Genomic DNA, 24,223 nt, shown 5'->3' with positions numbered 1-24,223 from the left:
AGGGGGAATTGATCATGGAAAGAGACGAAGATTTCAGAAGAAATGATCGTGAAATCGACACACACTTTAGTAATGATGATAGCTATTTAGAGGAAACAGCTGCTGAAATAGCAGAGCCATATCAAGCATCAAGAGATCGTGAAGACAGAAGAGAACGTGACCATGTAGGTGACGATTCAGGCAGTAAGGGGATAGGCTATACAGCACTCGCGATTGCGATTATCTCATTATTTGTCTTGCCGGTGCTATTAGGGGTAGCGGCAATCGTCGTTGGTTATGTTGCAAGAAGAAAAGGAGCACATGCGCTTGGCGCGTGGTCAATCGGGATCGGAATCGTTTCCGTCATCCTCGGCATCTTTATCACCCCGTTCTTTTAACAGGATAGGAACAGAAAAACGCCTGACAGTGATGTCAGGCGTTCTTTGTTATGCGTTCGCTTGTTTTGCTTTTTCAGCTTCCATTTTTGCATAATGTTCTTCAGCGATTTTATCGATTTCTTTTTTCAGTTCTTCGACCATTGTTTCTTCTGGCACTTTCCGAACGATTTCACCTTTGCGGAATAAAAGGCCTTCACCTCTAGCGCCAGCGATGCCAATATCAGCTTCACGCGCTTCACCCGGACCGTTTACAGCACATCCGAGAACAGCTACTTTAATTGGTGCTTTAATTTTAGAAATATATTCTTCGACTTCATTTGCAATGCTAATGAGGTCAATTTCAATTCGTCCACAAGTTGGACAAGAGATGAGTGTTGCTGCATTTGATGCAAGGCCAAATGATTTTAATAATTCACGTGCCACTTTGACCTCTTCGACCGGGTCAGCACTTAATGAAATACGGAGTGTGTTACCAATCCCCATATTCAAGATTGCGCCAAGACCAGCTGCACTTTTGACCGTACCTGCAAATAACGTACCTGATTCTGTAATCCCAAGATGAAGAGGGTAATCAAAGGCTTTTGCTGCTTTTTCGTATGCCTCAATCGCAAGGTTTACATCAGATGCTTTCATACTGACAATGATGTCATGAAAATCTAGGTCTTCTAAAATTTTAATGTGATGCAGTGCACTTTCAACCATACCATCTGCTGTTGGATAGCCGTATTTATCAAGAATCTTTTTCTCGAGTGAACCGGCGTTTACCCCAATACGAATTGGAATGCCTTTTTCTTTTGCCGCTTTCACAACAGCTTCGACTTTTTCTCGTCTTCCGATGTTTCCTGGGTTGATACGAATTTTGTCTGCACCTGCTTCAATGGCTTTCAGTGCAAGCTTGTAGTCAAAATGAATGTCGACAACAAGGGGAATGTTGATTTGTTTTTTAATGTCCGCAATCGCATTTGCTGCACGCTCATCTGGGCATGCGACACGCACGATTTGACAGCCAGCTTCTTCTAAACGTTTAATTTCAGCTACTGTCGCTTCGACATCATGTGTTTTGGTTGTCGCCATACTTTGAATGACGACTTCATTGTTTCCACCTATAGTTAAAGGTCCCACTTTGACGGGACGCGTTTTTGTACGATGTGTGACTTCACTCACTTGTCAATCGCTCCTTAGTGTACATGCAATTCGTTTGCAGTGTACGACGTGTTTTACATCTCATATTGTAACAGTCTCTTTGTATGAATGACAAGGAATTAACGTTTTATCTCTTATAGACCGGAAACTTGTATGTGCTGCCTGCCCGAATTTCGTTCGCTTTGACGCCTTGATTCAGTGCTTCAAAGTCTTCGATCACTTTATCTAATGGCTTACTTGTATGTACGATAGAGACGACGGTTTGACCTTGTTTAACAGTAACAGTTTTATATGCCTGTTTATCAGCTGTTTGAAAGGCGCTGGCGGGAACAGCAGGTCCTTCCTGAACGGGGATCGTTCCATTTTTCAAATCAAAAAAGATAATAAAGAGGACAAACAAACTGACTAGTAAAAAAATAATTCGCCGCATTTTACTCACCGCTTTTAAGAGTTTACTTCAGTGTATGCATGTCCTGAGTTGATAGAACCAAAAAGAGTGAAAAAGCTAGGGAAGGGTGGTTCTAGTGAGTTCTATTATGACTTGTAATCGGAAAAATCTTTGATAAGCCGAAGCGCTTTCTTTATTATGATAAAATAAAAAAAGGGGGAGAGTATATGAAGAAAATCAGTCAGCATATATATGTAAGAACACTAACAGAAAGTGATGCAGAAGCTCTATTAACACTTGAACGAGAGAATCGCACCTATTTTCAGCAATTTACACCTTTGGTTCAGGATGATTTTTTTACTGTACCTCGTCAAAAGGAACGGATTAACCGCAGTATGCAAAGGCGTGCAAAAGATGAAGCCTACATGCACGGTATTTTCTTAAATGAAACAGATGCATTAATTGGAACGATCTCACTCCATTCTGTTGAAAGAGGACCGATTCAAGGGGCTTTGCTTGGATATGTGCTTGATGAAAGGCAAGGCGGGAAGGGGTATATGACAGAGGCGATTCGTTTGATTATCGATTATGCCTTTTATGAACTGTACCTTCACCGTATTGAGGCTGGCGTAAAACCATCTAACATTGGTTCCATTCGTGTGCTTGAGAAGACAGGGTTTGAAAATGAGGGACTTCATCGTAAAAAAGTAAAGATCAATGATAAGTGGGAGGATCACTATTTGTTTGCGATCATCCATCCAGATGAGTCATAGGGTCAAAACAAATAAAAAAGCTCCCCGAAATGAGGGAGCTTATTTTTTTGCAGGTATTTCTTTAACGACAAGATATAAGAAAATAAAGTTAATCACCCAATTTAATAAAAATGAGTTCGCAACCGGCGTGTTTAATGCACTCATGATGGCGAAAAAGACGGTTGTTAATGTGAGTGAATAGGCAGAGAGCTTCCAAAGCATTTGAAAGGACAGCTCTTTTTGCTGCATTCGTTTAATAAATGTACCAAGCATGGCTAGGAATGTTGCGCTGATGAACATGAGAGCAGCAGTAGATAGGTACAGCAGGACACAAATGACAGGGATAATGATCGCTTGATTCTGGTTTGTGACGCTGGCAAGTTCATCTTTTGTGAGTGTTCCGCCAAGCAGCTGGTATGGAATATCTGTCATTTGTCCGTCAATGGCAATCACTGCTTTTTCTTTCAATAACGCAATGGCTGTTTGTTTTGATTCAAGCTCACTTGATTTTATTTTTTCAGCGGGATCAAAAATAATCGTGATGCCGTTTTCTTCTTTTTCGATCGGCGTGCTTTGATCCGCTTGAAGCGTTCCTTTTTCAATGGAAAAGTCGGGTAAATCTTTTTTTATCACATGCTGAAATCCTGACATCGCATTTGAAATCTCTTTGCTCATATGATAGCCCTGGGGGACAGCTGCGATGATCGAAAGGATAAAGATGAATAAAATAGCCTTTCCAATCCCAGTAAAACGTGCTCTGGCAATATCTTTTGGTGAATAAATTCCTTTTAACAATAAACTAAATACGTTCAACCGATTCACTTCCTACATTCTTTTCTATTTCTCACATTGTATCAATGTCTATCCATCCAGTACAAGTACGGCCTTCATTGCTGGTTAAGATAGAAGGAATGAGGCATAATGTATACAGCATATAAAAAGGAGGCGGCTGCGGATTGGACGTGCTGTATTGGATTTTGATCGGCTGTGCATTTATCATTGCGTTTGTGGGACTTGTCTATCCAATCATTCCTAGTGTGGTTTTCATGGTTCTTGGGTTTATTTTATATGGGCTCTTTTTTAGCTTTGAGAAATTGACGCTCACCTTTTGGCTCATTCAAGCCATGTTTACAGCTGTGTTATTTGCCGCGGATTATGTCTCCAATCTGATTGGGGTGAAACGCTTTGGCGGCAGCCGGGCGGCCATTTGGGGAAGTACCATTGGGCTTTTAGCCGGTCCTTTTGTGATTCCGATTGCTGGAATTATCATTGGTCCATTTATCGGCAGTGTCATCGCAGAGCTGCTCGTTCATCAAAAAGATCTGAAGACAAGTGTGAAAGTTGGGCTTGGCTCATTAATTGGTTTTGTGTCAGGCGTATTTGCAAAAGGGTTGATTCAAGCACTGATGCTGGGAATCTTTTTGTTTTATGTGCTTCGCTAAATGGAAAATCGGTGTTTAACACTCTTTCTGAAGGGTTAAATACAAAATAAACACTGAAATGTTTCAGATCATGAGCAATAACGTTGAAACAAGCCGTTTCTTTTGATACTCTTTGATTAGGGTGAATTGCTTGCTTACTAAGGAAGCATTTCAGTACATACATTTCTAAGGAGGAATTTAACCATGGCTTTTAAACTTCCAGAATTACCATATGCTTACGATGCATTAGAACCACATATCGACAAGGAAACAATGACGATTCACCACACAAAACACCATAACACTTATGTAACAAACTTAAACAAAGCAATCGAAGGTGTATCAGCTCTTGAAGATCAATCAATTGAAGAGCTAGTGGCTAACTTGAACTCTGTGCCTGAAAACATTCGTACAGCTGTACGTAACAATGGCGGAGGACATGCGAACCACTCATTATTCTGGACGCTTCTTTCACCAAACGGTGGCGGCGCACCAACTGGTGAACTTGCAGATGCGATCGAAAAAGAATTAGGCGGATTTGAAAAATTCAAATCTGATTTCGCTGCAGCAGCTGCAGGACGCTTTGGTTCTGGTTGGGCATGGCTTGTTGTGAACAATGGCAAACTTGAAATCACAAGCACACCAAACCAAGATTCTCCTTTAACTGAAGGAAAAACACCAATCCTAGGACTAGACGTTTGGGAGCATGCTTACTACCTAAACTACCAAAACCGTCGTCCTGATTACATTTCAGCATTCTGGAATGTTGTGAACTGGGATGAAGTGGCTCGCCTTTACAGCGAAGCTAAATAAATGATTTGATTTGAAAAGACCTGCTTCTCTCTGAGAGCGGGTCTTTTTATATTTTCCCTCCTTTTTTTACATATCTGCCTTTTGATGAGACAGACTATTGTGTAGAAAAGGAGAATGAATGATATGAGCAGATTAAAGAAAATGTTCGGGGACATGGATGTCACAAGAGATTTATTGCTCCTCCTCACGATTGGCGGATTATACGCACTTGCGATTGCGCTTTCGAATACGTTTGTGAACGTGTATTTATGGAAACAGTCTGGGCGATTTACAGACCTTGCGATTTATAACTTGGCAATTGTTGTCCTTCAGCCCATTACCTTTTTATTTGCTGGACGGCTCGCTAAAAAAATAGATCGTGCATTTGTCCTTCGTTTCGGTGTCATCTTCTTAGCCGCTTTTTACTTAATTGTTCTCATGGCAGGAGAGCAAGCGGCAGCTCGGCTCGTGTTATTAGGCAGTGTGCTTGGAATCGGCTATGGTTTTTACTGGCTTGCCTTTAACGTGCTCACTTTTGAGATTACTGAACCTGAAACAAGGGATTTCTTTAATGGATTTTTAGGAGTGCTTACCTCTACAGCCGGTATGATCGGGCCGCTCATTGCAGGAATTGTCATTTCTCAATTAACGGATGATACAGGCTATACAGTAATTTTCACTTTATCGCTTTTTTTGTTTTCACTAGCGGTTGTGATGAGTTTTTTCCTCAAGAGGAGACAATCAAAAGGAAAATTTATCATTAAGCAAATTTGGAAAGAGCGCCATGCGGACGAGAATTGGCGTAAGATCACAACTGCTCACTTTTTTCAGGGGCTCCGTGAAGGCGTGTTTGTCTTTTTAATCAGTGTCTTTGTGTTTATTGCAACAAACAGTGAGCTTGCTTTAGGCACATTTGGTCTAGTCAATTCAGGTGTTGCCTTTTTTGCCTATTTTTTTGCTACTCGTTTGATTAAGAAAAAATGGCGCAAAAAAGCGATTATGTTTGGCGGGCTTATTTTATACGGCGCTTTATTTTTAATCGTCTTTCACTTGTCCTATGTATCACTGCTTATGTACGCAGTAGCCATTGCGATCGGCTACCCGCTTCTGCTAGTTCCGTATGTCTCTTTAACTTACGATGTCATCGGTCATGCCAGATATGCAAGAAAAGCCCGAATTGAATATATTGTCGTCAGAGAACTATTTTTAAATGCAGGGCGTATTTGTTCGATTGTCTTTTTTCTTTTATCTGTCACCTTACTGGGCGATCGGCTTGGGATTCCTGCTTCACTTGTCATACTCGGAGCGGGGCACACCCTTATTTATTATTTTGTAAAGGACATTCATTTAAAAGAGAAAACAGCTGATATAGAAGAGGCTGACGGTCAAAAGCCTGTTTCTCAAACGAACCTTATGAAGGGAGAAAGGTAAAATTTCTTACCAATGGAACATCAAATTTCTAGATAAATGATAGAAAAACCGCTAAAATGATGATGGCACCTTTTATACATAAAAAGGGGTGCCATTTCTTTCTTGATAGAAAAGGTGATGTGATGAGAAACAAGAAAAACAAAAAAGACGCGAAGGAAGGGCGCAAAACACTTCCGATCCGGCTGAATTTATTATTTTTAGCTGCGTTCATTATTTTTACCGGTGTTGTGGTCAGACTCGGTTTTGTGCAGATTGTGAATGGAGAAGATTATAAAAAGCAGGCAGAAAAACAAGAAGACGTGAATGTCAGTTCATCTGCTCCGCGCGGAAAAATTTATGATCGAAACTATAACACGATTGTCAGCAATAAAGCGCTAAATGCCATTACATATACGAGAACCTCGACGACTTCACAAGAAGAGCGGCTCAAAGTGGCAACAAAATTAGCGGATATGATTCACGTAAGTACGAAGAAAATCACAGATCGTGATAAAAAAGATTTCTGGATCTTAACCCATCCGAATGAAGCGAAAAAGCTTGTTCAAAAAGAAGCCGATTTAAAGGGTGACGATAAGGTCTCTGATGATAAACTATACGAGCTCCAGCTGAAACGCATCACAGACAAGGAATTAAATCAACTGACGAAAAAAGATTTGCAAGTGCTTGCGATTAAAAGACAAATGGATGCAGGCTATGCACTTACGCCTCAATTCATAAAAAATGAAGACGTTAAACCAAGTGAAATTGCTTACGTCTCTGAGCATTTGGACGAGCTGCCAGGTGTAGATGTCACAACAGACTGGTCACGCAGCTATCCTTATAAAGGACTGCTCCGCAGTATGCTCGGCAGTGTGTCTTCAAGTGATGAAGGTCTTCCGTCGTCACTGCTTGAACATTATCTATCACTCGGCTACAGCCGAAATGATCGTGTAGGAAAAAGCTATCTTGAATATCAATATGAAGATGTCCTGCAAGGTCAAAAAGAAAAAGAACAAAGTACAACAGATAAAGAAGGCAATGTCACAAGCTCTAAAGTGTTAACAGAAGGAAAGAGCGGGAAAGACCTTGTGCTGACGATTGATATTCAGCTGCAAAAAGCGGTGGAAAAAATCATCGAAAAGAACTTGAAAAGTGCGAAGCAAAGAGGCGGAACAGAACTTCTTGATCGTGCGTTTGTTGTCATGATGGACCCGAGAAATGGGGAAGTACTCTCGATTGCGGGTAAACAGATTACCAATAAGAATGGGTCATACAAATTTGATGACTATGCACTAGGAACGATGACATCATCATATGCGATGGGATCAGCAGTAAAAGGGGCAACTGTGCTGACAGGTTATAAAACAGGCGTCCTTCATATTGGAAGCACCCAATACGATGAACCGCTCTATATCGCTCAGTCACCGCCGAAAAAATCCTATCAAAATATGGGACTCATTAATGATTTAACCGCACTAGAGCGTTCATCAAACGTGTATATGTTTAAAACAGCGATTGCAATTGGGAAAGGGGAATATCGTAAGAATCAGCCGCTCCCAATTGATACAAAGGCGTTTGATACGTTCCGTTACAATTTTAGTAAATTTGGTCTTGGAGTAGAGACAGGTATTGACCTGCCAAACGAAGCAACTGGCTATCGTGGAACATCTACACAATCTGGTCTGTTACTTGACTATGCGATTGGACAATATGACACGTTTACACCGCTGCAAATGGCGCAATACGTTTCAACGATTGCCAATGGCGGCTATCGTTTACGTCCTCAGCTCGTAAAAGAAGTGAGAGAGCCAGATCCGCAAAGAGGCATTGGGGCTGTAACGGAGTCCGTCAAGCCGGATGTACTGAATAAGCTCGATATGACAAGTGATGAGATCAAACGCGTACAGCAAGGATTCAAGCTTGTGATGCAGAACCCAAGAGGGACAGCTTATTCGAACTTTGGCAACAAAAAATACAATCCAGCTGGCAAAACAGGGACCGCTCAATCATTCTATGACGGCCCGATTAAAAGCAAACGCGGCACACCGACGTATAACACAACACTTGTTGCGTATGCGCCTGCTGATAATCCAGAAGTAGCGATTTCAGTTGTCGTGCCTTGGGTGTATCAAGATTACAACCAGCGCTATCCGATTACAAATGATATTGGTGAACAAGTATTAGACAAGTACTTTGAACTGAAATCGAAACAGGAAAGCAATGATACACAAGCGAAGAACAAAAACAAAATTGAAAATGAAGCAGAAACAAATAACTAGACCTATTCTAGGTAAAAACGCTCACTTTTTGTGGGCGTTTTTTTATATTTTCTTCAAACTTTTCGATATAAATTGACAAAAATCATAAAAAACCCCGCAATTTCTCTACAAATCTTCGACATTTACAAAACCTTAACATTCCATTTAAACGAAATTAATAAAGAACCTTTAATGTATTACTCGTAGGACAAATTATTCAGGGGGTATTCTTGAAATGAAAAAGAACAAATTATGGCTGCTTACTTTCCTTACTATCGCATTGTTAGCATTCGTCACAGCATGCGGAAACAGCAGCTCAAGCGGAGATTCAAAAGACAGTAAAGGAAATGCTTCAAACAAAGATGAGGCATCAGGTTCCATTACCATCTCAGGATCATCTGCGATGCAGCCTTTAGTTCTTGCGGCAGCAGAAAAATTCATGGATAAACATCCAAAAGCCGATATTCAAGTACAAGCCGGCGGTTCAGGAACAGGACTTTCTCAAGTATCAGAAGGATCTGTACAAATTGGGAACTCAGATGTATTCGCAGAAGAGAAAGACGGAATCGACGCAAAAGCTTTAAAAGACCACAAAGTAGCAGTTGTTGGAATGGCGGCAGCTGTTAACCCTGAAGTTGGTGTCAAAGACATCACAAAGGACGAATTGAAAAAAATCTTCACTGGTAAAATCAAAAACTGGAAAGAGCTTGGCGGGAAAGACCAAAAAATCACACTTGTGAACAGACCAGACTCATCAGGAACTCGTGCAACATTTGTGAAATATGCACTTGACGGCGCGACACCTGCAGAAGGAATCACAGAGGATTCTTCAAACACAGTGAAAAAGTTGATTGCAGAAACACCAGGTGCGATTGGGTACCTAGCATTCTCTTATTTAACAGATGACAAAATTACACCGCTTAGCATTGATGGTGTGAAACCAGAAGAAAGCAATGTAGAAAGCGGTAAATATACAATTTGGGCATACGAGCACTCTTATACAAAAGGTGAGCCAGACGGTTTAGCAAAACAATTTTTAGATTACTTGATGAGTGACGAAGTACAAAAAGAAATCGTTAAAGACCAAGGCTACATCTCAGTCTCTAATATGAAAGTAGAAAGAGACGCAACAGGCAAACAAACAGATAAGTAAAAGGTCTTGAATTGATGATGAAGGAAAAGTGGAGCTTTTCACTTTTCCTTTTATGACATTCATAGGAGTGTAGAAAAAGATGAAACAGATAGAACATACAGAAGCGAGCGATCGACTGATCAGCTCGAAAAAAAATAGGCAAATGGATGAAGTAAGAGGAAGTATTTTGGTGAAATTTTGCGCATTCTTAATGATTGCTGTATCAATTGCCATCACAATCTTCCTTGGCATTAAGGGTTTACAATCTTTCATCGTAAATGGTGTAAGCCCAATTGAGTTCTTAACCAGTATCAATTGGAACCCTACAGCAGAAAATCCGCAATACGGCGCATTTCCGTTTATCTTTGGTTCAATCGCTGTCACGCTTCTATCAGCACTTATAGCAGCACCGCTAGGCATCGCAGGAGCGATCTTCATGACAGAAATTGCACCTGCATGGGGACGGAAAATTCTCCAGCCAGTGATTGAACTGCTTGTAGGGATTCCATCCGTTGTTTACGGATTCATAGGTCTTACAGTATTGGTGCCGTTTATTGGACACTTTAAGTCAAGCGGTTCAGGGCACAGTGTTTTAGCAGGAACGATTGTCCTTTCTATTATGATTCTGCCAACTGTTACATCCATTGCAACTGACGCAATGGCTTCACTTCCAAAAAGTTTACGTGAGGGATCGTATGCATTAGGCGCAACAAGATGGCAAACGATCAGACGTGTTCTTGTACCTGCAGCGCTTCCGACATTAATGACAGCAGTCGTGCTTGGAATGGCAAGAGCATTTGGAGAAGCCCTTGCCGTTCAGATGGTCATTGGAAACACGCGTAATCTACCAGAAAGTATTATGGACACAGCTGGTACATTAACAACCATTATTACGTTAAACATGGGACATACAACGTATGGAAGTGTTGAAAACAATACACTTTGGTCAATGGGACTTGTCCTTCTAGTTGTATCATTTATGTTCATACTCATTATCAGATACTTGTCATCTAGGAGGAAGATTTAATGAATAGCAAAATGACCGATCGTTTTGCCACAATCGTTTTTGGATTATGTGCCGCCATTATCACGGCGATACTTGTTGGCTTGTTTTCTTATATCATCTTCAACGGTGCCAAAGAATTAAATTTTGATTTTTTGACTACCCGCTCAAGTGCGATTGGCTCTGGTGGCGGTATTAGGGATCAGCTGTTTAACTCGTTTTACATTCTATTTATTACGATGCTGTTTACCGTGCCTCTTGGCGTGGGCGGCGGGGTGTACATGGCAGAATATGCACCTCAAAACAAAGTGACTGATTTTATTCGTACATGTATTGAAGTGTTATCGTCTCTGCCATCGATCGTCATCGGTATGTTTGGTTTGCTGATGTTTGTTAATTTAACAGGATGGGGCTATACGATCATCGGAGGAGCCCTTGCGCTGACTGTCTTTAACCTGCCAGTGATGGTCAGGGTGACAGAAGATGCACTTCGATCTGTACCGAAGGATCAAAAGGAAGCATCGCTTGCGCTCGGTGTGACAAAGTGGCATACAGTGAAGACGGTTCTGATCCCAGGTGCGATTCCATCCATTATTACCGGAGCGATTTTAGCATCGGGAAGAGTTTTCGGTGAGGCGGCTGCTCTTCTTTTCACAGCAGGTCTTTCAACACCGCGTCTTGATTTTACAAACTGGAGTCCTTTCTCCGATACGTCACCACTGAATATTTTTAGACCGGCAGAAACATTAGCCGTTCATATATGGAACGTCAATACACAGGGGATTATTCCAGATGCAGAGGCCATTGCAAATGGTGCATCAGCCGTACTTGTGCTCTCTGTATTAGTATTCAACTTAGCAGCTAGATGGCTTGGTTCATTTATTCATAAGAAGCTTACGTCAAAATAAATAGTGAGAGGTGTGAAGGGGATATGGTTCAAATGCTAGCAGAAAAAAAAGAGATTGCAGCAAAAAAGGCTCCACTTCAAGCGGAACAGATTCTACAGGTGCAGGATTTAAGTATTTATTATGGTGAAAAAAGAGCAGTCAATCAAATTTCATTTGAAATTGAAAAAAATGCAATTACTGCATTAATCGGCCCATCAGGGTGCGGAAAATCGACTTTTTTACGCAGCATTAACCGCATGAACGACCTAATTCCAGGTGCACGAAGTGAAGGGGCGATCATGTACGAAGGGTTAAATATTTTGGATGACCGTATTAATGTGGTGAATTTAAGAAGAGAAATCGGGATGGTCTTCCAAAAGCCAAATCCATTTCCTAAATCCATCTACAACAACATTACGCATGCGCTAAAATATGCGGGTGAAAAAAGGAAATCAGTGCTTGATGATGCGGTAGAAGAAAGCTTAACAAAGGCAGCGCTATGGGATGAGGTCAAAGATCGCTTGCACCGCTCTGCTTTATCATTATCAGGTGGCCAGCAGCAGCGTCTCTGTATTGCACGTACCCTTGCGATGAAACCTAGCGTGCTTTTATTAGATGAACCGGCTTCTGCCTTAGACCCGATCTCAAATGCAAAAATTGAAGAGCTATTATCGGAATTAAAACATGATTATTCGATTGTCATTGTCACACACAATATGCAGCAAGCGTTACGTGTATCTGATCATACAGCCTTTTTCCTGAACGGTGATCTAGTGGAATACGATGCGACTGAACGTATCTTTACACGTCCTGCGCAGCAAAAAACAGAAGACTATATTAATGGTCGATTCGGATAAGGCGGGTGGATTTTGATGAATGCAGTAGCAACTGAAACAGTCAAAAAAGAAGTGTTTCGTGTGAATGATATGAACCTTTGGTACGGACAGCATCACGCACTGAAGCATATTGATTTAGACATTAAAGAGCATGAGGTCACAGCGATTATCGGTCCGTCCGGCTGCGGAAAGTCAACATTTATAAAGACCTTAAATCTCATGGTCAAAACAGTGCCAGGTGTGAAAATCACGGGGGATATGATGTATAACGGTGACAATATTTTAAAAGGCCGTGTCGATCTAGTGGAACTGCGTAAAAACGTCGGGATGGTCTTTCAAAAAGGAAACCCATTCCCTCAATCTATCTTTGATAATGTCGTCTACGGGCCAAGAATTCACGGGGTGAAGAGCAAGCAGCAATTGAAAGAAATCGCTGAAAAAGCGCTTCGTGATGTTGCCCTTTGGGATGAAGTGAAAGATCGATTAAGTGCGCCTGCATTAGGTCTTTCTGGTGGTCAGCAGCAGCGTCTTTGTATCGCAAGAGCCATTGCCACAAGCCCGGATATTCTATTAATGGATGAACCAACATCTGCGCTTGATCCTGTTTCAACATTAAAGATTGAAGAATTAATCATGAAACTAAAAGAGAAATATACGATTGCCATTGTGACGCATAATATGCAGCAAGCGGCAAGGGTATCAGACCGAACAGCGTTCTTTTTGATGGGCGAGCTTGTTGAGGTCAATGATACGAATGTGATGTTTTCAGAGCCAAATGATCAAAGAACAAATGATTATATATCAGGACGATTTGGATAATCAAAAACCCCCTGGAGGTCAATGCCGCCAGGGGGTTTTTTGATGTTATTTTGTTAAGGCTTTGACAATTTGTTTGAATGTCATACCTGTTTTTAAATTGAATTTGCCGGCACGAATTTCTTTATGGTAGCCTGCGTCTATCACGTAATCATTAAAATCTTTAGACGAGTTGATGATTCCGTCCTTTTCAAGCATGTCTGAAACATCACTTGTGCTCATACCGTTTTTAATCACGAATTTAACCGTTTTGCCTTTTGGCTTGTCCGTTGTTTGTTTATCGTTTTGAGAATCGCCGTCTTCACTTGCTTTCAGCGCTTTTTCTTTATAATCAAGAAGTTGTTGATATGTTTCACGGCTGACGGAGACTTCTTTTTTAGAGTCTAAGTAATTTTTCACGTCAGTGTCTGTCACTTTCGCTGCGAGGGTTTCTTTTGTTGTAGAATCAGCTGCCGCTTCATCTTTTCCAGTAAGGAAAAAGACGATCGCCAGAACACCAGTTGCAAGAATCATACCTGCTGCAAACGTTTGGATGCTTTTTTTCGTCATACAAGCACCCTCTCGTTGTCTTTAATGATCATGTTCACATCTTCTACAGATACATGCTCAGCGCGCGCAATGGCCTCAGGAGACATGCCATTTTGATGCTTTGAAATGATTTGTCTTGCAATAGATGGATCAATTTCTGAATGCTTGCGGACAACGATGTTTGTTTCAAGCAATTCTTCTTCAAGAACCTTCATTTTCTTTTTCAGTTTATAGATTTCTTGCATTGCAGATAGTTGAAGTGTTTCAAGTTCCTGTTCGACTTCTTTAATCGGCTCTCTTTGAAAATATGAGAATGCGATCAGTACAATACTGACAACAAGCAATCCGATAATTGCAATTTCCATGTTTCATCACCTTTTATTCATATTTTAATGCTGAAAGCCAAAAAAGGCTCTCATAATTGTTTCAGACAGTTTTCGACCCTTCTTTTTTATACCATAAAAAAGCTAGTTTCAAAAGGAATTGCCGAAAAAATCACCTTTTTTTCATCATTTTTCTTTTTATAGGGAAACCGAGTATGAAAACCTTGCCCGCTGTTAAAATAAAAGAAGACGGATCAGATGAAAAAAAGCTGTGGAACAAAGAGGGGGTTCTCATGTATACAGTACGACAAAGAACGTGTTTTTATAGGGGAGAAGGCGATTTTTCATCACATGACCAGACAATATGGATCAGGATGCGGGTGGAATGCATTGAAAAATGAAATTGGTGAAAAAACATTCTAGCATTCCTTAGCTAGAAGTGGTATTATAGTTAGGTCTGAATGTGAATTGATTTTAGTTTGGAGGGAAAAACATGCGCGTAAATATTACTCTAGCTTGCACTGAATGCGGTGAGCGTAACTATATTACTAAAAAGAATAAGCGAAACAATCCAGATCGCGTTGAATTCAAAAAGTATTGCTCACGTGATAAAAAACAAACTTTACATCGTGAAACAAAGTAAGCAGCAGGGAATTTTCCTGCTGTTTTTTTATGATGGGAGATGAACCTGTATGAAAAAGGAGCTCCGCCTTCAAACATTAGCCATGCTTGATCAGATAAGCGCTGAAGAGTTCAATCGCCACGCCGCTCTACTTCATGAACACGTGTTGCAGCTGCCAGCATGGAAACAGGCGAAAACGATTGCTTTGACTATGTCTAGGGGAAAAGAAATACCGACAATGCCTCTGATTGAAAAAGCGTGGGAAGAAGGAAAAACAGTTTGTATTCCCACCTGTTTTCCGAGAACAAAAGAGATGGTGTTTTATGAATATACACCTGAAACAAAGATGAAATCTAGCTACTTTGGGCTATTGGAGCCAGACCCTCTTGAGTCTACAGCTGTACATAAAGAAGCCATTGATTTGATCATTGTTCCTGGGGTGTGCTTCGATCAGCGTGGTTACCGGATTGGGTTTGGTGGGGGCTATTATGATCGCTACTTAGCGGACTACCACGGGGGAACCATTGCCCTTTGTTTGTCTTTACAGCAGACGAGGCATATTCCGGCTGAAGCGCACGACATACCGGTATCTATGATTGTCAGTGAAAAAGGTACGTTATATCAAAAGTGAAAGCCCGCTCATTGTCCAAAAACGGGCTTTTTGTGTTGAGATCGTTTCATTAGTTCATGGCATTTTAGCTAGTAGGAGGCATGTTTTGAAAAAATTTCGAGGAAAGAAAAGATACTTCCGTAATTTGTGGGAGTAAGTGAATACTTTTGACTTACAACTCGAACATGATTCATGGGTTTATTTTTAGCATACACACCTTGATTTTTTTGGAGTCGGAAAAATAAGAAGAGAGTATATCAAAGCGTTCAAAGATTTAATCGACCTTCATCAATTTGGCGGTTCTTATGATCAATCAGAGTGTGAAGAGGTCTATTATATTCAATCAAAAGAACAAGGGATTAGAGTGTGAAAGTAGATCGCATGGTAAGAGATAAAAATGATGGTTCATGCATAAACAAATCCTATTTAAGCCACGATACGAACATAGGAGGGAATATGATGAATAAAATGATTTGGAGCATTGTGTTCACACTGTTTGCATTCGTTCTTGTGCAAAATCGTTATCGGGTCATGAATTTGATCTTAGGTCAAAACCAAGTGCGTCACTTTTTTATTAAATGGCTAATGAAAATCCCATATTTTCGGACGAAATTTATTCGCCAAGCATTCTAATCCCGCAAAAGCCGGGATTTTTTTGTTGAGAAATGCGTATAAGAGTAATTCTTGCTATAATAATGTAAAAAATGGAGCGCGAATGAATGAATGTCATAGATAGTCTATTTTGGCGAGTGATTGATGAACTCAGACAAAAAGGATACGAGATGATTCAAAGCCCGTACCCAGAAGATGAAATCTTTTTTGAAGCACCACGAAACTCAGGATATGATCTCATCCGTCTATATAGAAGAGATGTGAATTTTAGACAGGAGATCGTTCGAGATATGGAAGAGCAGGCTTTTCGGATGAATCAGTTGAGAGAAGCCATGCGTAAACGTTCTCTCCATCTCCTGCAGCTACAATTTACAGCTGATCATCCAGTAGATGATTGGGAAGACATAAACGGTCAACCGCAAAAACAGCAAAAGGTGACGGTGACACCTGTTTTACTGAATGAAGAAACCCTTCAAAACGATGGACGCGAGTTGCAAAAATGGCTGAATACATCACTTTCGATTGATGTAGAAGAGGCGAAAGCAGATACAGCCGAAGATGTGATGCAGCTTAAAATGAACGTGCTTCAGGCATTTCAAGATCAGGAAAAGCAGCGTGAACGAGAACGGGCCGTTTTTCAAAATGGCAGACCGATTTTTACCTATATGTTAATCGCAGTCCAAGTGGTGATGTTTCTTTTACTTGAATTATCTGGTGGAAGTACCAATACAGCCACTTTAACAGCATTTGGTGCGAAAAATAATATGCTGATTTTAGAGGGTGAATGGTGGCGTTTTGTGACACCTATGTTTTTACACATTGGTTTGACGCATTTACTCTTTAATACATTTGCTCTTTGGTCCGTTGGAGCGGCTGTTGAGAGAATTTATGGTTCAGGAAGATTTTTGCTCATTTATTTAATTTCCGGCATCTTTGGCTCCATAGCGAGCTTTGTGTTTAATACAGCCATCGCAGCAGGAGCATCAGGTGCGATCTTTGGCTGTTTAGGCGCATTGTTATATTTAGCGATTTCTAACCGGAAGCTCTTCTTTCGTACGATGGGGACAAATATTATCGTTATTATCCTCATCAATTTAGGGATAGGTTTCACTGTATCAGGGATTGATAATGCAGGGCATCTTGGGGGGCTTGCTGGCGGATTTTTAGCCGCTTTAGCGGTCCGTCTTCCTAAACAGTTTCAGCCTGTCAAAATGCTTCTTGCTAGTCTTCTTCTCCTCCTTATTGGCGGCTTTGGATTGTATACAGGGTTTCATTCAGACGATCAAAAAGAAGCGGCGGCAACTAGCGAGGCAGCGAGTTTATTTGATGAAAAGAACTATAGCGAAGCAAGTCAGCGTCTAGAGGAATATGTAAAGCAAAAGGATGCCTCAGCTGAAGCACTTCATATATATGCGCTTTCCGAAGCGCAGCTTGGACATCTTGACAAGGCCATTGAGTATTTGCAAAAGTCGCTTGAAAAAGATCCTAATGAGCCGAATAAATTGTATCACTTATCGTTGTTACATGTAGAAAAAGGCGAGACAGCGGAGGCAGACGACTTCATCGAAAAAGCATTAAAACAAGATCCGCAAAATGACCAATTTTTAAAGTTGAAACAATATATTGAAAACACTCAAACACGTTGAATGACTTGACTGAAAGCGTATTTATGAATACGCTTATCCTATCTGTTGATTTAGAGAAATGGTGAAAATAATGAAAACGTTATATGATGTACAGCAGCTGCTCATGAGATTTGGAAATTACGTATATTTCGGAGATCGTGAAGTGGAATTAGAATTTATGGCAGATGAATTGAAGGAAATGTACACATCGGGCATCATCGATCGAACTGAATGGTCAAACGCAATGACCATCCTTCAAATGGAACTAGCCAAATTAAACCGAAAAACAATGTGAAGGTGGAGGACATATGACAGGGGATTGGTTTGTAGGAGTTGATCTTGGCGGTACGACAATTAAGCTTGCGTTTATTAATCTTTATGGTGAAATTCAGCATAAGTGGGAGATTCCTACGGATAAATCTGGGCAGACAATTACAGTCGACATTGCCAAGTCAATTGACCATAAACTAGTTGAGATCAGCATGCCGAAATCAGCCCTAATTGGGATCGGTATGGGGGCACCGGGACCAGTGGATAAAGTATCCGGAATTGTCTATAAAACAACGAATCTGGGCTGGACAAACTATCCCTTGAAAGACCATTTAGAGGCAGAGACAGGACTTCCATCTGTCATCGAAAATGATGCGAATATTGCTGCACTCGGTGAAATGTGGAAGGGTGCAGGTGATGGCGCCAAAAACATCCTGATGGTTACACTGGGCACAGGGGTTGGCGGCGGTATTATTGTCAATGGAGAAGTGGTTCAAGGCGAAACAGGTGCTGGTGGAGAAATTGGTCATATTTGTGCCGTTCCATTTCAAGGAGCACCATGTAACTGCGGAAGAACAGGCTGTATTGAAACCATTGCGTCTGCCACAGGTATCGTCCGAATCGCAAAGGATTCATTACAAACAAAGAGCCATACATCATCACTTGGCTCACTTACTTCGCTGTCTGCAAAGGATGTATTTGAGGCAGCAGAAAACGGAGACGAACTGGGGATGCATGTCGTAGATGAAGTAACAACCCATCTTGGTCTTGTCCTTGCGAATCTAGCCAGTGCCTTAAACCCAACAAAAATCGTCATTGGCGGCGGTGTATCTAAAGCGGGCGAGCTTCTTCGCAGTAAAGTAGAGCGTGTCGTCAAGCATCATGCCTTCCCGCCATGTGCTGAGGATGTTGAAGTGGTGATTGCCTCACTAGGAAACGATGCAGGCGTGATCGGCGGTGCATGGATGGCAAAAAACAAGTGGCTGTCTTGAACAAAAATGTCATAATGATGTCATTTTTATTAAAATCAGCGATAGATAGGCATGAAATTGAATGTTTAGCATATTCATAAGTTTGTCATGGGGAAAAAGACATTGATTTTCCAGCATAGACAGGATAAGATATACTTTAGTTATTTTTGAAGAAGCACCAATAATTGGGGATGTCCCTAACCTGAGTGCGTTTTTAGCATAAGGAGGTTACAATGCGAAAGAAAAGATTAAAGGCGATGTCATTTTTACTGATTGCGACTTTGTTAATGTGGGTGAAAACCTATGTTATCTATAAATCTAGCTTTAATATCAAAATTGAAAATTTCATGCAGGAATTTATCCTGTTTATTAATCCGCTTAGCTTTCTCTTGTTTATCTTCGGTATCGGTTTATTCTTTAAAGAAAAAAATCGCAATCGATATATCATTGTGACGAGTTTTGTTCTGACATTTATTTTGTTAGCTAACATTGTATTTTATCGATTCTACAGTGATTTTCTAACCATCCCCGTCCTATTTCAAACAAACAATATGGGTGACCTCGGGTCAAGTATTACCTCTTTAATTGAACCAGTTGATTTTCTGATGTTTGTTGATATCATCATTTTAATTTGGCTCTATAAAAAACAGCCTTCCTTTAGAACAGATGTAACGATTTCACGTAAGGGACGTGCAGCTTATTACTTATTTGTGGCAGCCACTTTCTTTTTTAACCTTGGTTTGGCTGAAACAGAAAGACCAGAGCTGTTAACTCGTTCATTTGACCGTGAGATGCTAGTGAAAAACATCAGCTTATATAACTTCCATATTTATGATGGGGTTCTGCAATCGAAGCAATCCGCTCAGCGAGCACTTGCCGACAGCAATAGCTTAACGGAAATTGAAAACTATGTAAGCGCAAATCAAACAGACCGTAATGAAAAGACGTTTGGTCAAGCAAAAGGACGAAATGTCATTCTAGTATCGCTTGAGTCTACCCAGAGCTTTGTGATCAATGAAAAATTGAATGGGAAAGAGATCACGCCGTTCTTAAACAAATTGATCAAGAAAAGCTATAATTTCAGTAATTTCTATCATCAAACGGGTCAAGGGAAAACATCCGACTCCGAGTTTATTGTTGATAATTCACTCTATCCGCTTGGAAGAGGAGCTGTATTTTTCACAAATCCAAGCAACGAGTTCAAAGCCGCACCTGAGTTGTTAAAAGAGGAAGGCTATCATTCTTCTGTTATTCATGCGAATAACAAAAGTTTCTGGAACCGTGACCTGATCTATGACAGCTTTGGCTACGACAAATTTTTTGATATTAAATCATTCGATGTAAATGAAGAAAATTCAGTTGGCTGGGGACTAAAAGATGGTCCGTTTTTTGAGCAGTCAGTGGATTTAATGAAAACGATCCCGCAGCCGTTCTATACGAGATTGATTACATTAACGAACCATTTTCCATTCGACTTAGATGAAGAAGATAAGCTCATTGATGAATATGACTCAAAGAGCAAAACGTTGAACAAATACTTCCCTACAGTGCGTTATCAAGATGAGGCACTCAAGCTTTTCTTTAAAAAAATGAAGGAAGCAGGGTTATACGATAACTCCATTTTTGTGTTATATGGGGATCACTACGGGATTTCTGAAAACCATAACGAAGCAATGGGACAATTCTTAAACAAAGACATTACACCTTTTGAAGAAGTTCAGCTTCAAAAAGTACCATTTGTTGTACACATTCCTGGTATCACGGATAAACATCCAAAAGAGATTGATACAGTTGGCGGCCAAGTGGATATCCGTCCAACAGTCATGAACCTTCTAGGAATCGATACAAGTAAGCAAATTCAATTTGGTCATGACCTATTATCAAAAGATACAAATGACTTCACAGTGCTTCGAGATGGAAGTTTTATTACGAAGGACAGTGTTTTCACAGCTGGTGTGTGCTACAACAAAGAAACGGGTGAGCCGAGAGAAGATGAGTCTGGTTGTCAGTCTTATGAAGAAAAGGCAAAGCAGGAGCTTCAATTCTCTGATCAAATTATCTATGGAGATCTCCTTAGATTTTATGACCGAAACAACTCGGACCATTCACCATCTAAAAAAGAAGATGACACTGAGCTAAAAAAGGCGTCTTAATTTAAAAGAAAACCTCTGCTATTTACATGCAGAGGTTTTCTTTTTTTACTTACTGGTTCATATAGTGTGAGAGGGGAGGGATGTAAATGAAAAAGTCGTTTGGCACAATTGAATGGCATCTGGGTGAAGCAAGGAAGGAGGATGTGGCAAAGCAGCTTGGTATAGGGAAAGAAGCTTTCCGTTTGTCCAATCAATCAAATACGGATCACCTCCTTTTACCGGGGTATAGACTTCCAGAAGGGACCCATTCATTTCAATCGGTAGGTGATGTGCAAAGCTTCATTGCGCCTTACCGGCTCCAGCAATCAGATGATTGGATCAGCGGAATATTTGAATATGATAGCGCTCACTTAGAAGGAGAGCTTCAATATTTGAAAGCTGTTTTTCCTTTTCTTCAAATGAGTGTGATTGGTCAATCAGTGCTTGATACGCCCATTTATGAAATCCGTACGGAGCCTGTACAACATTTACATTCCATACATGTTAATGCCTCTTTTCATGCAAATGAATGGATCACGACCTCTGTTTTATTAAAATGGCTTAAATCACTTTGTTTAGCGGCCTCTGACCCAGTGCAAGCAAGACATCATGAAGCGGTTCGTATATTGCAGACTACTGCTTTGTCTATTGTCCCGATGGTAAATCCAGACGGTGTTGATTTGGTTCGCAATGGTCCAGAATCTTTAGGGCTGTGCGGTGAGGAGTTCGCGCCGCTAAATGGTGGATTTTCCGATTATCGAGAATGGAAGGCGAATATTCGAGGAATTGATCTAAACAATCAATTTCCTGCTTATTGGGAAATCGAATATTATCGTAATAAGCCGAAAGCTCCGTCTTATAGGGATTTCCCAGGGCATCAGCCGTTAACAGAACCAGAAGCGAAAGCAATGGCACATCTCGCCTTACGAAAACGCTTTGACCGGCTAATTGCCCTTCATACACAAGGAGAAGAGATATACTGGGGTTTTCTTGGCCACGAACCGGCCATTTCAAAAGAGACGGTCGAACGGTTAGAACGGGTGAGTGGTTACAAAGCGATTCAATATCTTGATAGCTATGCAGGTTATCGAGATTGGTTTATTTATCAATGTAAAAGTGAGGGCTATACGGTGGAACTTGGGCGAGGTAAGAACCCGCTTTCTATGAGTCAATTTGATTCGATCTATGAAAAAACAAAGCGGTTACTGTGGGAAGCATGTAAGTATTAAAAGCACCTAATTGGTGCTTTCAGCGTGTAGACAAACCCTCGCATTCTTTGTCAGTCCTGCGTGCCAGTGCTCACGAAGGTGAAATTCGCTCCGCACCAGTACTCGTCCTTCCTAGGGCTGCAAAGGTTTTTTATCACGCTGAAAAGAAGACAAAGGGCTAAAATCAAGTTCATTTTCGCCCTTTGTCAACAATCATTTAATCCGTTCAAACCAATCAATTTCTTATGGTCAATAAAAACCGTGCTGATGTGATTGACGAGAGCATCCCTGTAAGCTATTGTGAAAGAGTGGTTGTAAAAAAAAGGATATGAATTAGGGAGATGTCGATGATTGAATGCTCAAAGCCTGTGGAAACGGAATTTTACTTATCTATTTGTTTCTAAAATGTGTAAAATTACTGCTGATAGTTTATCTTTTAATACCATTTTGTGGCTTTTAGTGCTAGGGGGAAAGGGAGCAATTGGAACAGCATTTTTTATTGCCGTTAGTTTTGTCCCTCAAGCCATTATTGGGCCGTTTATTACCCCAATGATGAAGCCGCATCAATTGAAATTTTGGATGTGCTTTGCTGATTTAACTCGGGCGGCGATTATACTTGTGATTGTGGTGAGTTATTTTTATGATTTTTCTCCTTTAGCACTCATCATTGGCGGTATGTTGCTGCATTCAGCGACTGGTGGTTCCTATGAACCAGCTTCGGTGTCTATTATTCCAAAGCTTGTGCATGAAGATGTGATACAAAAGGCGAATGCAACCATTCAATCAGCCAGTCATGTGGTCAGGCTTGTGACTGTGACGATTTGTGGTGTCATGATTGCATTTGTAGGGGTAGGATATACAATGCTTGTGATTATTCCTCTTTACCTCATGTCCGCTTTGCTGGTTTTGCTGATTACATATAAAACGGAAGCGATCATGGATAAAGGAAAAAAAGGATTATCATACGGAAAACGATTAATAAGAGGATTTTCACTTGTGAAAAGTCATCATATTTTGTTTCCATTAGCCATTTTTTGTGTTTGCTCCAATTTTGCTGCGGCACCGTGGGAGGCATTGTCGGTTATTTATTTAACAGAAGATTTACATAGTGGACCAGTAGTATATTCATTCATCAAAGTGACCACGGCATTAGGTGCATTTTTGATGGGATTCGTTTTAACAAAGGTGAAAGTGAATCGATACGGTCTGTTGTTTATCGGGGCAGGAATCGTTGATGGAATTGCATTTTTCATTACAGGGATGAATGCTTTATTACCACTTGTGTTTATATCTGCATTTGCCTTAGGTGCAGCCATCAGTGCAGTCAATGTACCTGAGCATACGATGATTCAATTGTCAGTAAAAGCGGAGGATCAGCCGCAAGTGTATGCGATTATTAACATGATCTCGTATTTAATGATACCGTTAGGCGCTCTCATTGGTGGCTATATGGCGACGTTATTCGGTTCAGGTTATGTCATTGCAGCAGGAGGACTGATCGAAGCCATTTCAGGTATCTGCTTGCTCCTTTTCACGAAGATTGGGAAGGTAGAAAGAGCAGACTTGACGATAGAACGGGACAAACCAAGCTTAAACGCTACATGAACATGGCATTTTTGAATCACGATGGGTTACAATGAGAACGAGAAAGAAATAGGATGTCATTGAAAGGAGCAAGAACCATGGCAATAGCAGATGTCACCATCATTCCAATAGGCACTGAGACACCAAGCGTGAGTGCATATGTAGCAGACGTACAAAGACTGTTAGAGGGCTTTCAACAAGAAGGGAAAATCAAATATCAGCTCACACCAATGAATACTTTAATTGAAGGGGAGCTATCCGTTTTATTTGAGGTCATTCAGCGTATTCATGAAGCTCCATTTGAAAAGGGTTTACACCGAGTAGCAACCAATATCCGCATAGATGACAGAAGAGATCAAACGACCACCCTTTCAAGCAAATTAGAAAGCGTGAATAAACATTTGAATCAATAGAAAAAGCCTGCTTATTGCAGGCTTTTAGGGTGTAGACAAACCCTCGCATTCTTTGTCAGTCCTGCGTGCTGGTGCTCACGAATATCAAATTCGCTCCGCGCCAGTACTCG

Annotated in this window: 26 protein-coding genes and 1 pseudogene; 22 read left to right on the top strand and 5 right to left on the bottom strand. The window is 40.8% G+C overall.

The window, feature by feature from the left end:
- Window positions 1-14: 14 nt before the first annotated feature.
- The gene (locus ACRRMM_RS02610; RefSeq protein WP_432450776.1) at window positions 15-377 is read left to right on the top strand and encodes a cell division protein CrgA; all 363 of its coding nucleotides are present in this window, start codon (window positions 15-17) and stop codon (window positions 375-377) included.
- Between the two features lie 48 nt (window positions 378-425).
- Here the strand turns inward: ACRRMM_RS02610 and ispG are convergent, their stop codons facing one another.
- Window positions 426-1,541 (bottom strand): flavodoxin-dependent (E)-4-hydroxy-3-methylbut-2-enyl-diphosphate synthase, encoded by a 1,116-nt coding sequence (ispG, locus tag ACRRMM_RS02605; RefSeq protein WP_008342357.1) that lies wholly within the window; start codon window positions 1,539-1,541, stop codon window positions 426-428.
- A gap of 106 nt (window positions 1,542-1,647) precedes the next feature.
- Window positions 1,648-1,950: a hypothetical protein gene (locus ACRRMM_RS02600; protein WP_046527054.1), complete on the bottom strand. Its 303-nt coding sequence runs from the start codon at window positions 1,948-1,950 to the stop codon at window positions 1,648-1,650.
- Window positions 1,951-2,135: 185 nt separating this feature from the next.
- On the opposite strand from ACRRMM_RS02600, the gene ACRRMM_RS02595 reads away from it, so the two are divergent.
- Entirely contained in the window at window positions 2,136-2,681 is a 546-nt protein-coding gene (locus ACRRMM_RS02595; protein ID WP_019743866.1) for a GNAT family N-acetyltransferase, read from the top strand.
- Between the two features lie 39 nt (window positions 2,682-2,720).
- Here the strand turns inward: ACRRMM_RS02595 and ACRRMM_RS02590 are convergent, their stop codons facing one another.
- A complete protein-coding gene (locus tag ACRRMM_RS02590) occupies window positions 2,721-3,473 on the bottom strand; it encodes a DUF1189 domain-containing protein (RefSeq protein ID WP_035390831.1) in 753 nt (250 codons plus the stop codon).
- Window positions 3,474-3,616: 143 nt separating this feature from the next.
- Here ACRRMM_RS02590 and ACRRMM_RS02585 point away from each other — a divergent pair, with 143 nt between their 5' ends.
- The 9 genes from ACRRMM_RS02585 (at window position 3,617) to pstB (ACRRMM_RS02545) (ending at window position 13,218) form a co-directional block, all read left to right on the top strand.
- Complete coding sequence (locus ACRRMM_RS02585; protein WP_007501265.1) at window positions 3,617-4,102, top strand: DUF456 domain-containing protein; 486 nt, start codon at window positions 3,617-3,619, stop codon at window positions 4,100-4,102.
- A 183-nt stretch (window positions 4,103-4,285) separates the two neighbouring features.
- Window positions 4,286-4,894 carry a superoxide dismutase SodA gene (gene sodA, locus ACRRMM_RS02580; RefSeq protein WP_007501264.1) on the top strand — a complete coding sequence of 203 codons (609 nt, stop codon included), beginning with the start codon at window positions 4,286-4,288 and terminating at the stop codon, window positions 4,892-4,894.
- Between the two features lie 123 nt (window positions 4,895-5,017).
- Window positions 5,018-6,304, top strand: a complete 1,287-nt coding sequence (locus ACRRMM_RS02575) for an MFS transporter (protein ID WP_025207632.1) — start codon at window positions 5,018-5,020, stop codon at window positions 6,302-6,304.
- A 122-nt stretch (window positions 6,305-6,426) separates the two neighbouring features.
- A complete protein-coding gene (locus tag ACRRMM_RS02570) occupies window positions 6,427-8,562 on the top strand; it encodes a peptidoglycan D,D-transpeptidase FtsI family protein (protein WP_039964027.1) in 2,136 nt (711 codons plus the stop codon).
- Window positions 8,563-8,776: 214 nt separating this feature from the next.
- A complete protein-coding gene (locus ACRRMM_RS02565) occupies window positions 8,777-9,694 on the top strand; it encodes a phosphate ABC transporter substrate-binding protein (protein ID WP_007501261.1) in 918 nt (305 codons plus the stop codon).
- Window positions 9,695-9,773: 79 nt separating this feature from the next.
- Window positions 9,774-10,700: a phosphate ABC transporter permease subunit PstC gene (gene pstC, locus ACRRMM_RS02560; protein ID WP_017357999.1), complete on the top strand. Its 927-nt coding sequence runs from the start codon at window positions 9,774-9,776 to the stop codon at window positions 10,698-10,700.
- On the top strand, window positions 10,700-11,584 hold the full coding sequence (gene pstA / locus ACRRMM_RS02555) for a phosphate ABC transporter permease PstA (RefSeq protein WP_007501259.1): 885 nt from the start codon (window positions 10,700-10,702) through the stop codon (window positions 11,582-11,584). The genes pstC and pstA overlap by 1 nt, the downstream gene beginning before the upstream one ends.
- 23 nt (window positions 11,585-11,607) lie before the next feature.
- Window positions 11,608-12,420: a phosphate ABC transporter ATP-binding protein PstB gene (pstB, locus tag ACRRMM_RS02550; RefSeq protein WP_007501258.1), complete on the top strand. Its 813-nt coding sequence runs from the start codon at window positions 11,608-11,610 to the stop codon at window positions 12,418-12,420.
- Window positions 12,421-12,435: 15 nt separating this feature from the next.
- Window positions 12,436-13,218 carry a phosphate ABC transporter ATP-binding protein PstB gene (pstB, locus tag ACRRMM_RS02545; protein WP_008342337.1) on the top strand — a complete coding sequence of 261 codons (783 nt, stop codon included), beginning with the start codon at window positions 12,436-12,438 and terminating at the stop codon, window positions 13,216-13,218.
- Window positions 13,219-13,263: 45 nt separating this feature from the next.
- Here pstB (ACRRMM_RS02545) and ACRRMM_RS02540 read toward each other — a convergent pair whose 3' ends face one another.
- Both ACRRMM_RS02540 and ACRRMM_RS02535 read right to left on the bottom strand, forming a co-directional pair.
- Entirely contained in the window at window positions 13,264-13,764 is a 501-nt protein-coding gene (locus tag ACRRMM_RS02540; protein WP_007501254.1) for an endolytic transglycosylase MltG, read from the bottom strand.
- Window positions 13,761-14,108: a hypothetical protein gene (locus tag ACRRMM_RS02535; protein WP_003217285.1), complete on the bottom strand. Its 348-nt coding sequence runs from the start codon at window positions 14,106-14,108 to the stop codon at window positions 13,761-13,763. Before ACRRMM_RS02535 ends, ACRRMM_RS02540 begins: the two co-directional genes overlap by 4 nt.
- Before the next feature lie 451 nt (window positions 14,109-14,559).
- On the opposite strand from ACRRMM_RS02535, the gene rpmG reads away from it, so the two are divergent.
- From rpmG to ACRRMM_RS02480, 11 genes and pseudogenes are all read left to right on the top strand, one after another.
- On the top strand, window positions 14,560-14,709 hold the full coding sequence (rpmG, locus tag ACRRMM_RS02530) for a 50S ribosomal protein L33 (RefSeq protein ID WP_008360061.1): 150 nt from the start codon (window positions 14,560-14,562) through the stop codon (window positions 14,707-14,709).
- Window positions 14,710-14,758: 49 nt separating this feature from the next.
- The gene (locus ACRRMM_RS02525) at window positions 14,759-15,319 is read left to right on the top strand and encodes a 5-formyltetrahydrofolate cyclo-ligase (protein WP_048001749.1); all 561 of its coding nucleotides are present in this window, start codon (window positions 14,759-14,761) and stop codon (window positions 15,317-15,319) included.
- A 136-nt stretch (window positions 15,320-15,455) separates the two neighbouring features.
- Window positions 15,456-15,668, top strand: a pseudogene (locus ACRRMM_RS02520) (hypothetical protein).
- Window positions 15,669-15,757: 89 nt separating this feature from the next.
- Entirely contained in the window at window positions 15,758-15,931 is a 174-nt protein-coding gene (locus ACRRMM_RS02515) for a hypothetical protein (protein ID WP_017357994.1), read from the top strand.
- An 86-nt stretch (window positions 15,932-16,017) separates the two neighbouring features.
- Window positions 16,018-17,556, top strand: a complete 1,539-nt coding sequence (locus ACRRMM_RS02510; RefSeq protein WP_428828446.1) for a rhomboid family intramembrane serine protease — start codon at window positions 16,018-16,020, stop codon at window positions 17,554-17,556.
- A 70-nt stretch (window positions 17,557-17,626) separates the two neighbouring features.
- Window positions 17,627-17,830 (top strand): YqgQ family protein, encoded by a 204-nt coding sequence (locus ACRRMM_RS02505; RefSeq protein ID WP_008342322.1) that lies wholly within the window; start codon window positions 17,627-17,629, stop codon window positions 17,828-17,830.
- 13 nt (window positions 17,831-17,843) lie between these two features.
- Complete coding sequence (locus ACRRMM_RS02500; RefSeq protein WP_046343980.1) at window positions 17,844-18,797, top strand: ROK family glucokinase; 954 nt, start codon at window positions 17,844-17,846, stop codon at window positions 18,795-18,797.
- A 212-nt stretch (window positions 18,798-19,009) separates the two neighbouring features.
- Complete coding sequence (locus tag ACRRMM_RS02495) at window positions 19,010-20,929, top strand: LTA synthase family protein (RefSeq protein WP_007501242.1); 1,920 nt, start codon at window positions 19,010-19,012, stop codon at window positions 20,927-20,929.
- 86 nt (window positions 20,930-21,015) lie between these two features.
- Window positions 21,016-22,137, top strand: coding sequence for a M14 family metallopeptidase (locus tag ACRRMM_RS02490; protein WP_116307144.1), 1,122 nt, complete (start codon window positions 21,016-21,018; stop codon window positions 22,135-22,137).
- 330 nt (window positions 22,138-22,467) lie between these two features.
- Entirely contained in the window at window positions 22,468-23,721 is a 1,254-nt protein-coding gene (locus ACRRMM_RS02485; RefSeq protein WP_048001385.1) for an MFS transporter, read from the top strand.
- A gap of 77 nt (window positions 23,722-23,798) precedes the next feature.
- Window positions 23,799-24,113: an MTH1187 family thiamine-binding protein gene (locus ACRRMM_RS02480; RefSeq protein ID WP_017367597.1), complete on the top strand. Its 315-nt coding sequence runs from the start codon at window positions 23,799-23,801 to the stop codon at window positions 24,111-24,113.
- The last annotated feature ends 110 nt before the right edge of the window (window positions 24,114-24,223 follow it).

Origin of the sequence: Bacillus sp. XT-4 (assembly GCF_050864245.1) — a bacterium.
In the GTDB taxonomy this organism is placed as follows: domain Bacteria; phylum Bacillota; class Bacilli; order Bacillales; family Bacillaceae; genus Bacillus; species Bacillus altitudinis.
The sequence above is the reverse complement of the archived record's forward strand: the minus strand, read 5'-3'. Positions and strand labels throughout refer to the sequence as shown.

What these genes read in the sequence shown, in the direction of transcription:
- pstB (WP_008342337.1), top strand. Translation starts at nt 12,436, where the DNA reads ATGAATGCAGTAGCAACTGAAACAGTCAAAAAAGAAGTGTTTCGTGTG.
- ACRRMM_RS02490 (WP_116307144.1), top strand. Translation starts at nt 21,016, where the DNA reads ATGAAAAAGTCGTTTGGCACAATTGAATGGCATCTGGGTGAAGCAAGG.
- sodA (WP_007501264.1), top strand. Translation starts at nt 4,286, where the DNA reads ATGGCTTTTAAACTTCCAGAATTACCATATGCTTACGATGCATTAGAA.
- ACRRMM_RS02575 (WP_025207632.1), top strand. Translation starts at nt 5,018, where the DNA reads ATGAGCAGATTAAAGAAAATGTTCGGGGACATGGATGTCACAAGAGAT.
- ACRRMM_RS02500 (WP_046343980.1), top strand. Translation starts at nt 17,844, where the DNA reads ATGACAGGGGATTGGTTTGTAGGAGTTGATCTTGGCGGTACGACAATT.
- ACRRMM_RS02535 (WP_003217285.1), bottom strand. Translation starts at nt 14,108, where the DNA reads ATGGAAATTGCAATTATCGGATTGCTTGTTGTCAGTATTGTACTGATC.
- ACRRMM_RS02570 (WP_039964027.1), top strand. Translation starts at nt 6,427, where the DNA reads ATGAGAAACAAGAAAAACAAAAAAGACGCGAAGGAAGGGCGCAAAACA.
- pstA (WP_007501259.1), top strand. Translation starts at nt 10,700, where the DNA reads ATGAATAGCAAAATGACCGATCGTTTTGCCACAATCGTTTTTGGATTA.
- ACRRMM_RS02495 (WP_007501242.1), top strand. Translation starts at nt 19,010, where the DNA reads ATGCGAAAGAAAAGATTAAAGGCGATGTCATTTTTACTGATTGCGACT.
- ACRRMM_RS02505 (WP_008342322.1), top strand. Translation starts at nt 17,627, where the DNA reads ATGAAAACGTTATATGATGTACAGCAGCTGCTCATGAGATTTGGAAAT.
- rpmG (WP_008360061.1), top strand. Translation starts at nt 14,560, where the DNA reads ATGCGCGTAAATATTACTCTAGCTTGCACTGAATGCGGTGAGCGTAAC.
- ACRRMM_RS02540 (WP_007501254.1), bottom strand. Translation starts at nt 13,764, where the DNA reads ATGACGAAAAAAAGCATCCAAACGTTTGCAGCAGGTATGATTCTTGCA.
- ACRRMM_RS02565 (WP_007501261.1), top strand. Translation starts at nt 8,777, where the DNA reads ATGAAAAAGAACAAATTATGGCTGCTTACTTTCCTTACTATCGCATTG.
- ACRRMM_RS02525 (WP_048001749.1), top strand. Translation starts at nt 14,759, where the DNA reads ATGAAAAAGGAGCTCCGCCTTCAAACATTAGCCATGCTTGATCAGATA.
- ACRRMM_RS02480 (WP_017367597.1), top strand. Translation starts at nt 23,799, where the DNA reads ATGGCAATAGCAGATGTCACCATCATTCCAATAGGCACTGAGACACCA.
- ACRRMM_RS02595 (WP_019743866.1), top strand. Translation starts at nt 2,136, where the DNA reads ATGAAGAAAATCAGTCAGCATATATATGTAAGAACACTAACAGAAAGT.
- ACRRMM_RS02515 (WP_017357994.1), top strand. Translation starts at nt 15,758, where the DNA reads ATGAATAAAATGATTTGGAGCATTGTGTTCACACTGTTTGCATTCGTT.
- ACRRMM_RS02510 (WP_428828446.1), top strand. Translation starts at nt 16,018, where the DNA reads ATGAATGTCATAGATAGTCTATTTTGGCGAGTGATTGATGAACTCAGA.
- pstB (WP_007501258.1), top strand. Translation starts at nt 11,608, where the DNA reads ATGGTTCAAATGCTAGCAGAAAAAAAAGAGATTGCAGCAAAAAAGGCT.
- ACRRMM_RS02600 (WP_046527054.1), bottom strand. Translation starts at nt 1,950, where the DNA reads ATGCGGCGAATTATTTTTTTACTAGTCAGTTTGTTTGTCCTCTTTATT.
- ACRRMM_RS02610 (WP_432450776.1), top strand. Translation starts at nt 15, where the DNA reads ATGGAAAGAGACGAAGATTTCAGAAGAAATGATCGTGAAATCGACACA.
- pstC (WP_017357999.1), top strand. Translation starts at nt 9,774, where the DNA reads ATGAAACAGATAGAACATACAGAAGCGAGCGATCGACTGATCAGCTCG.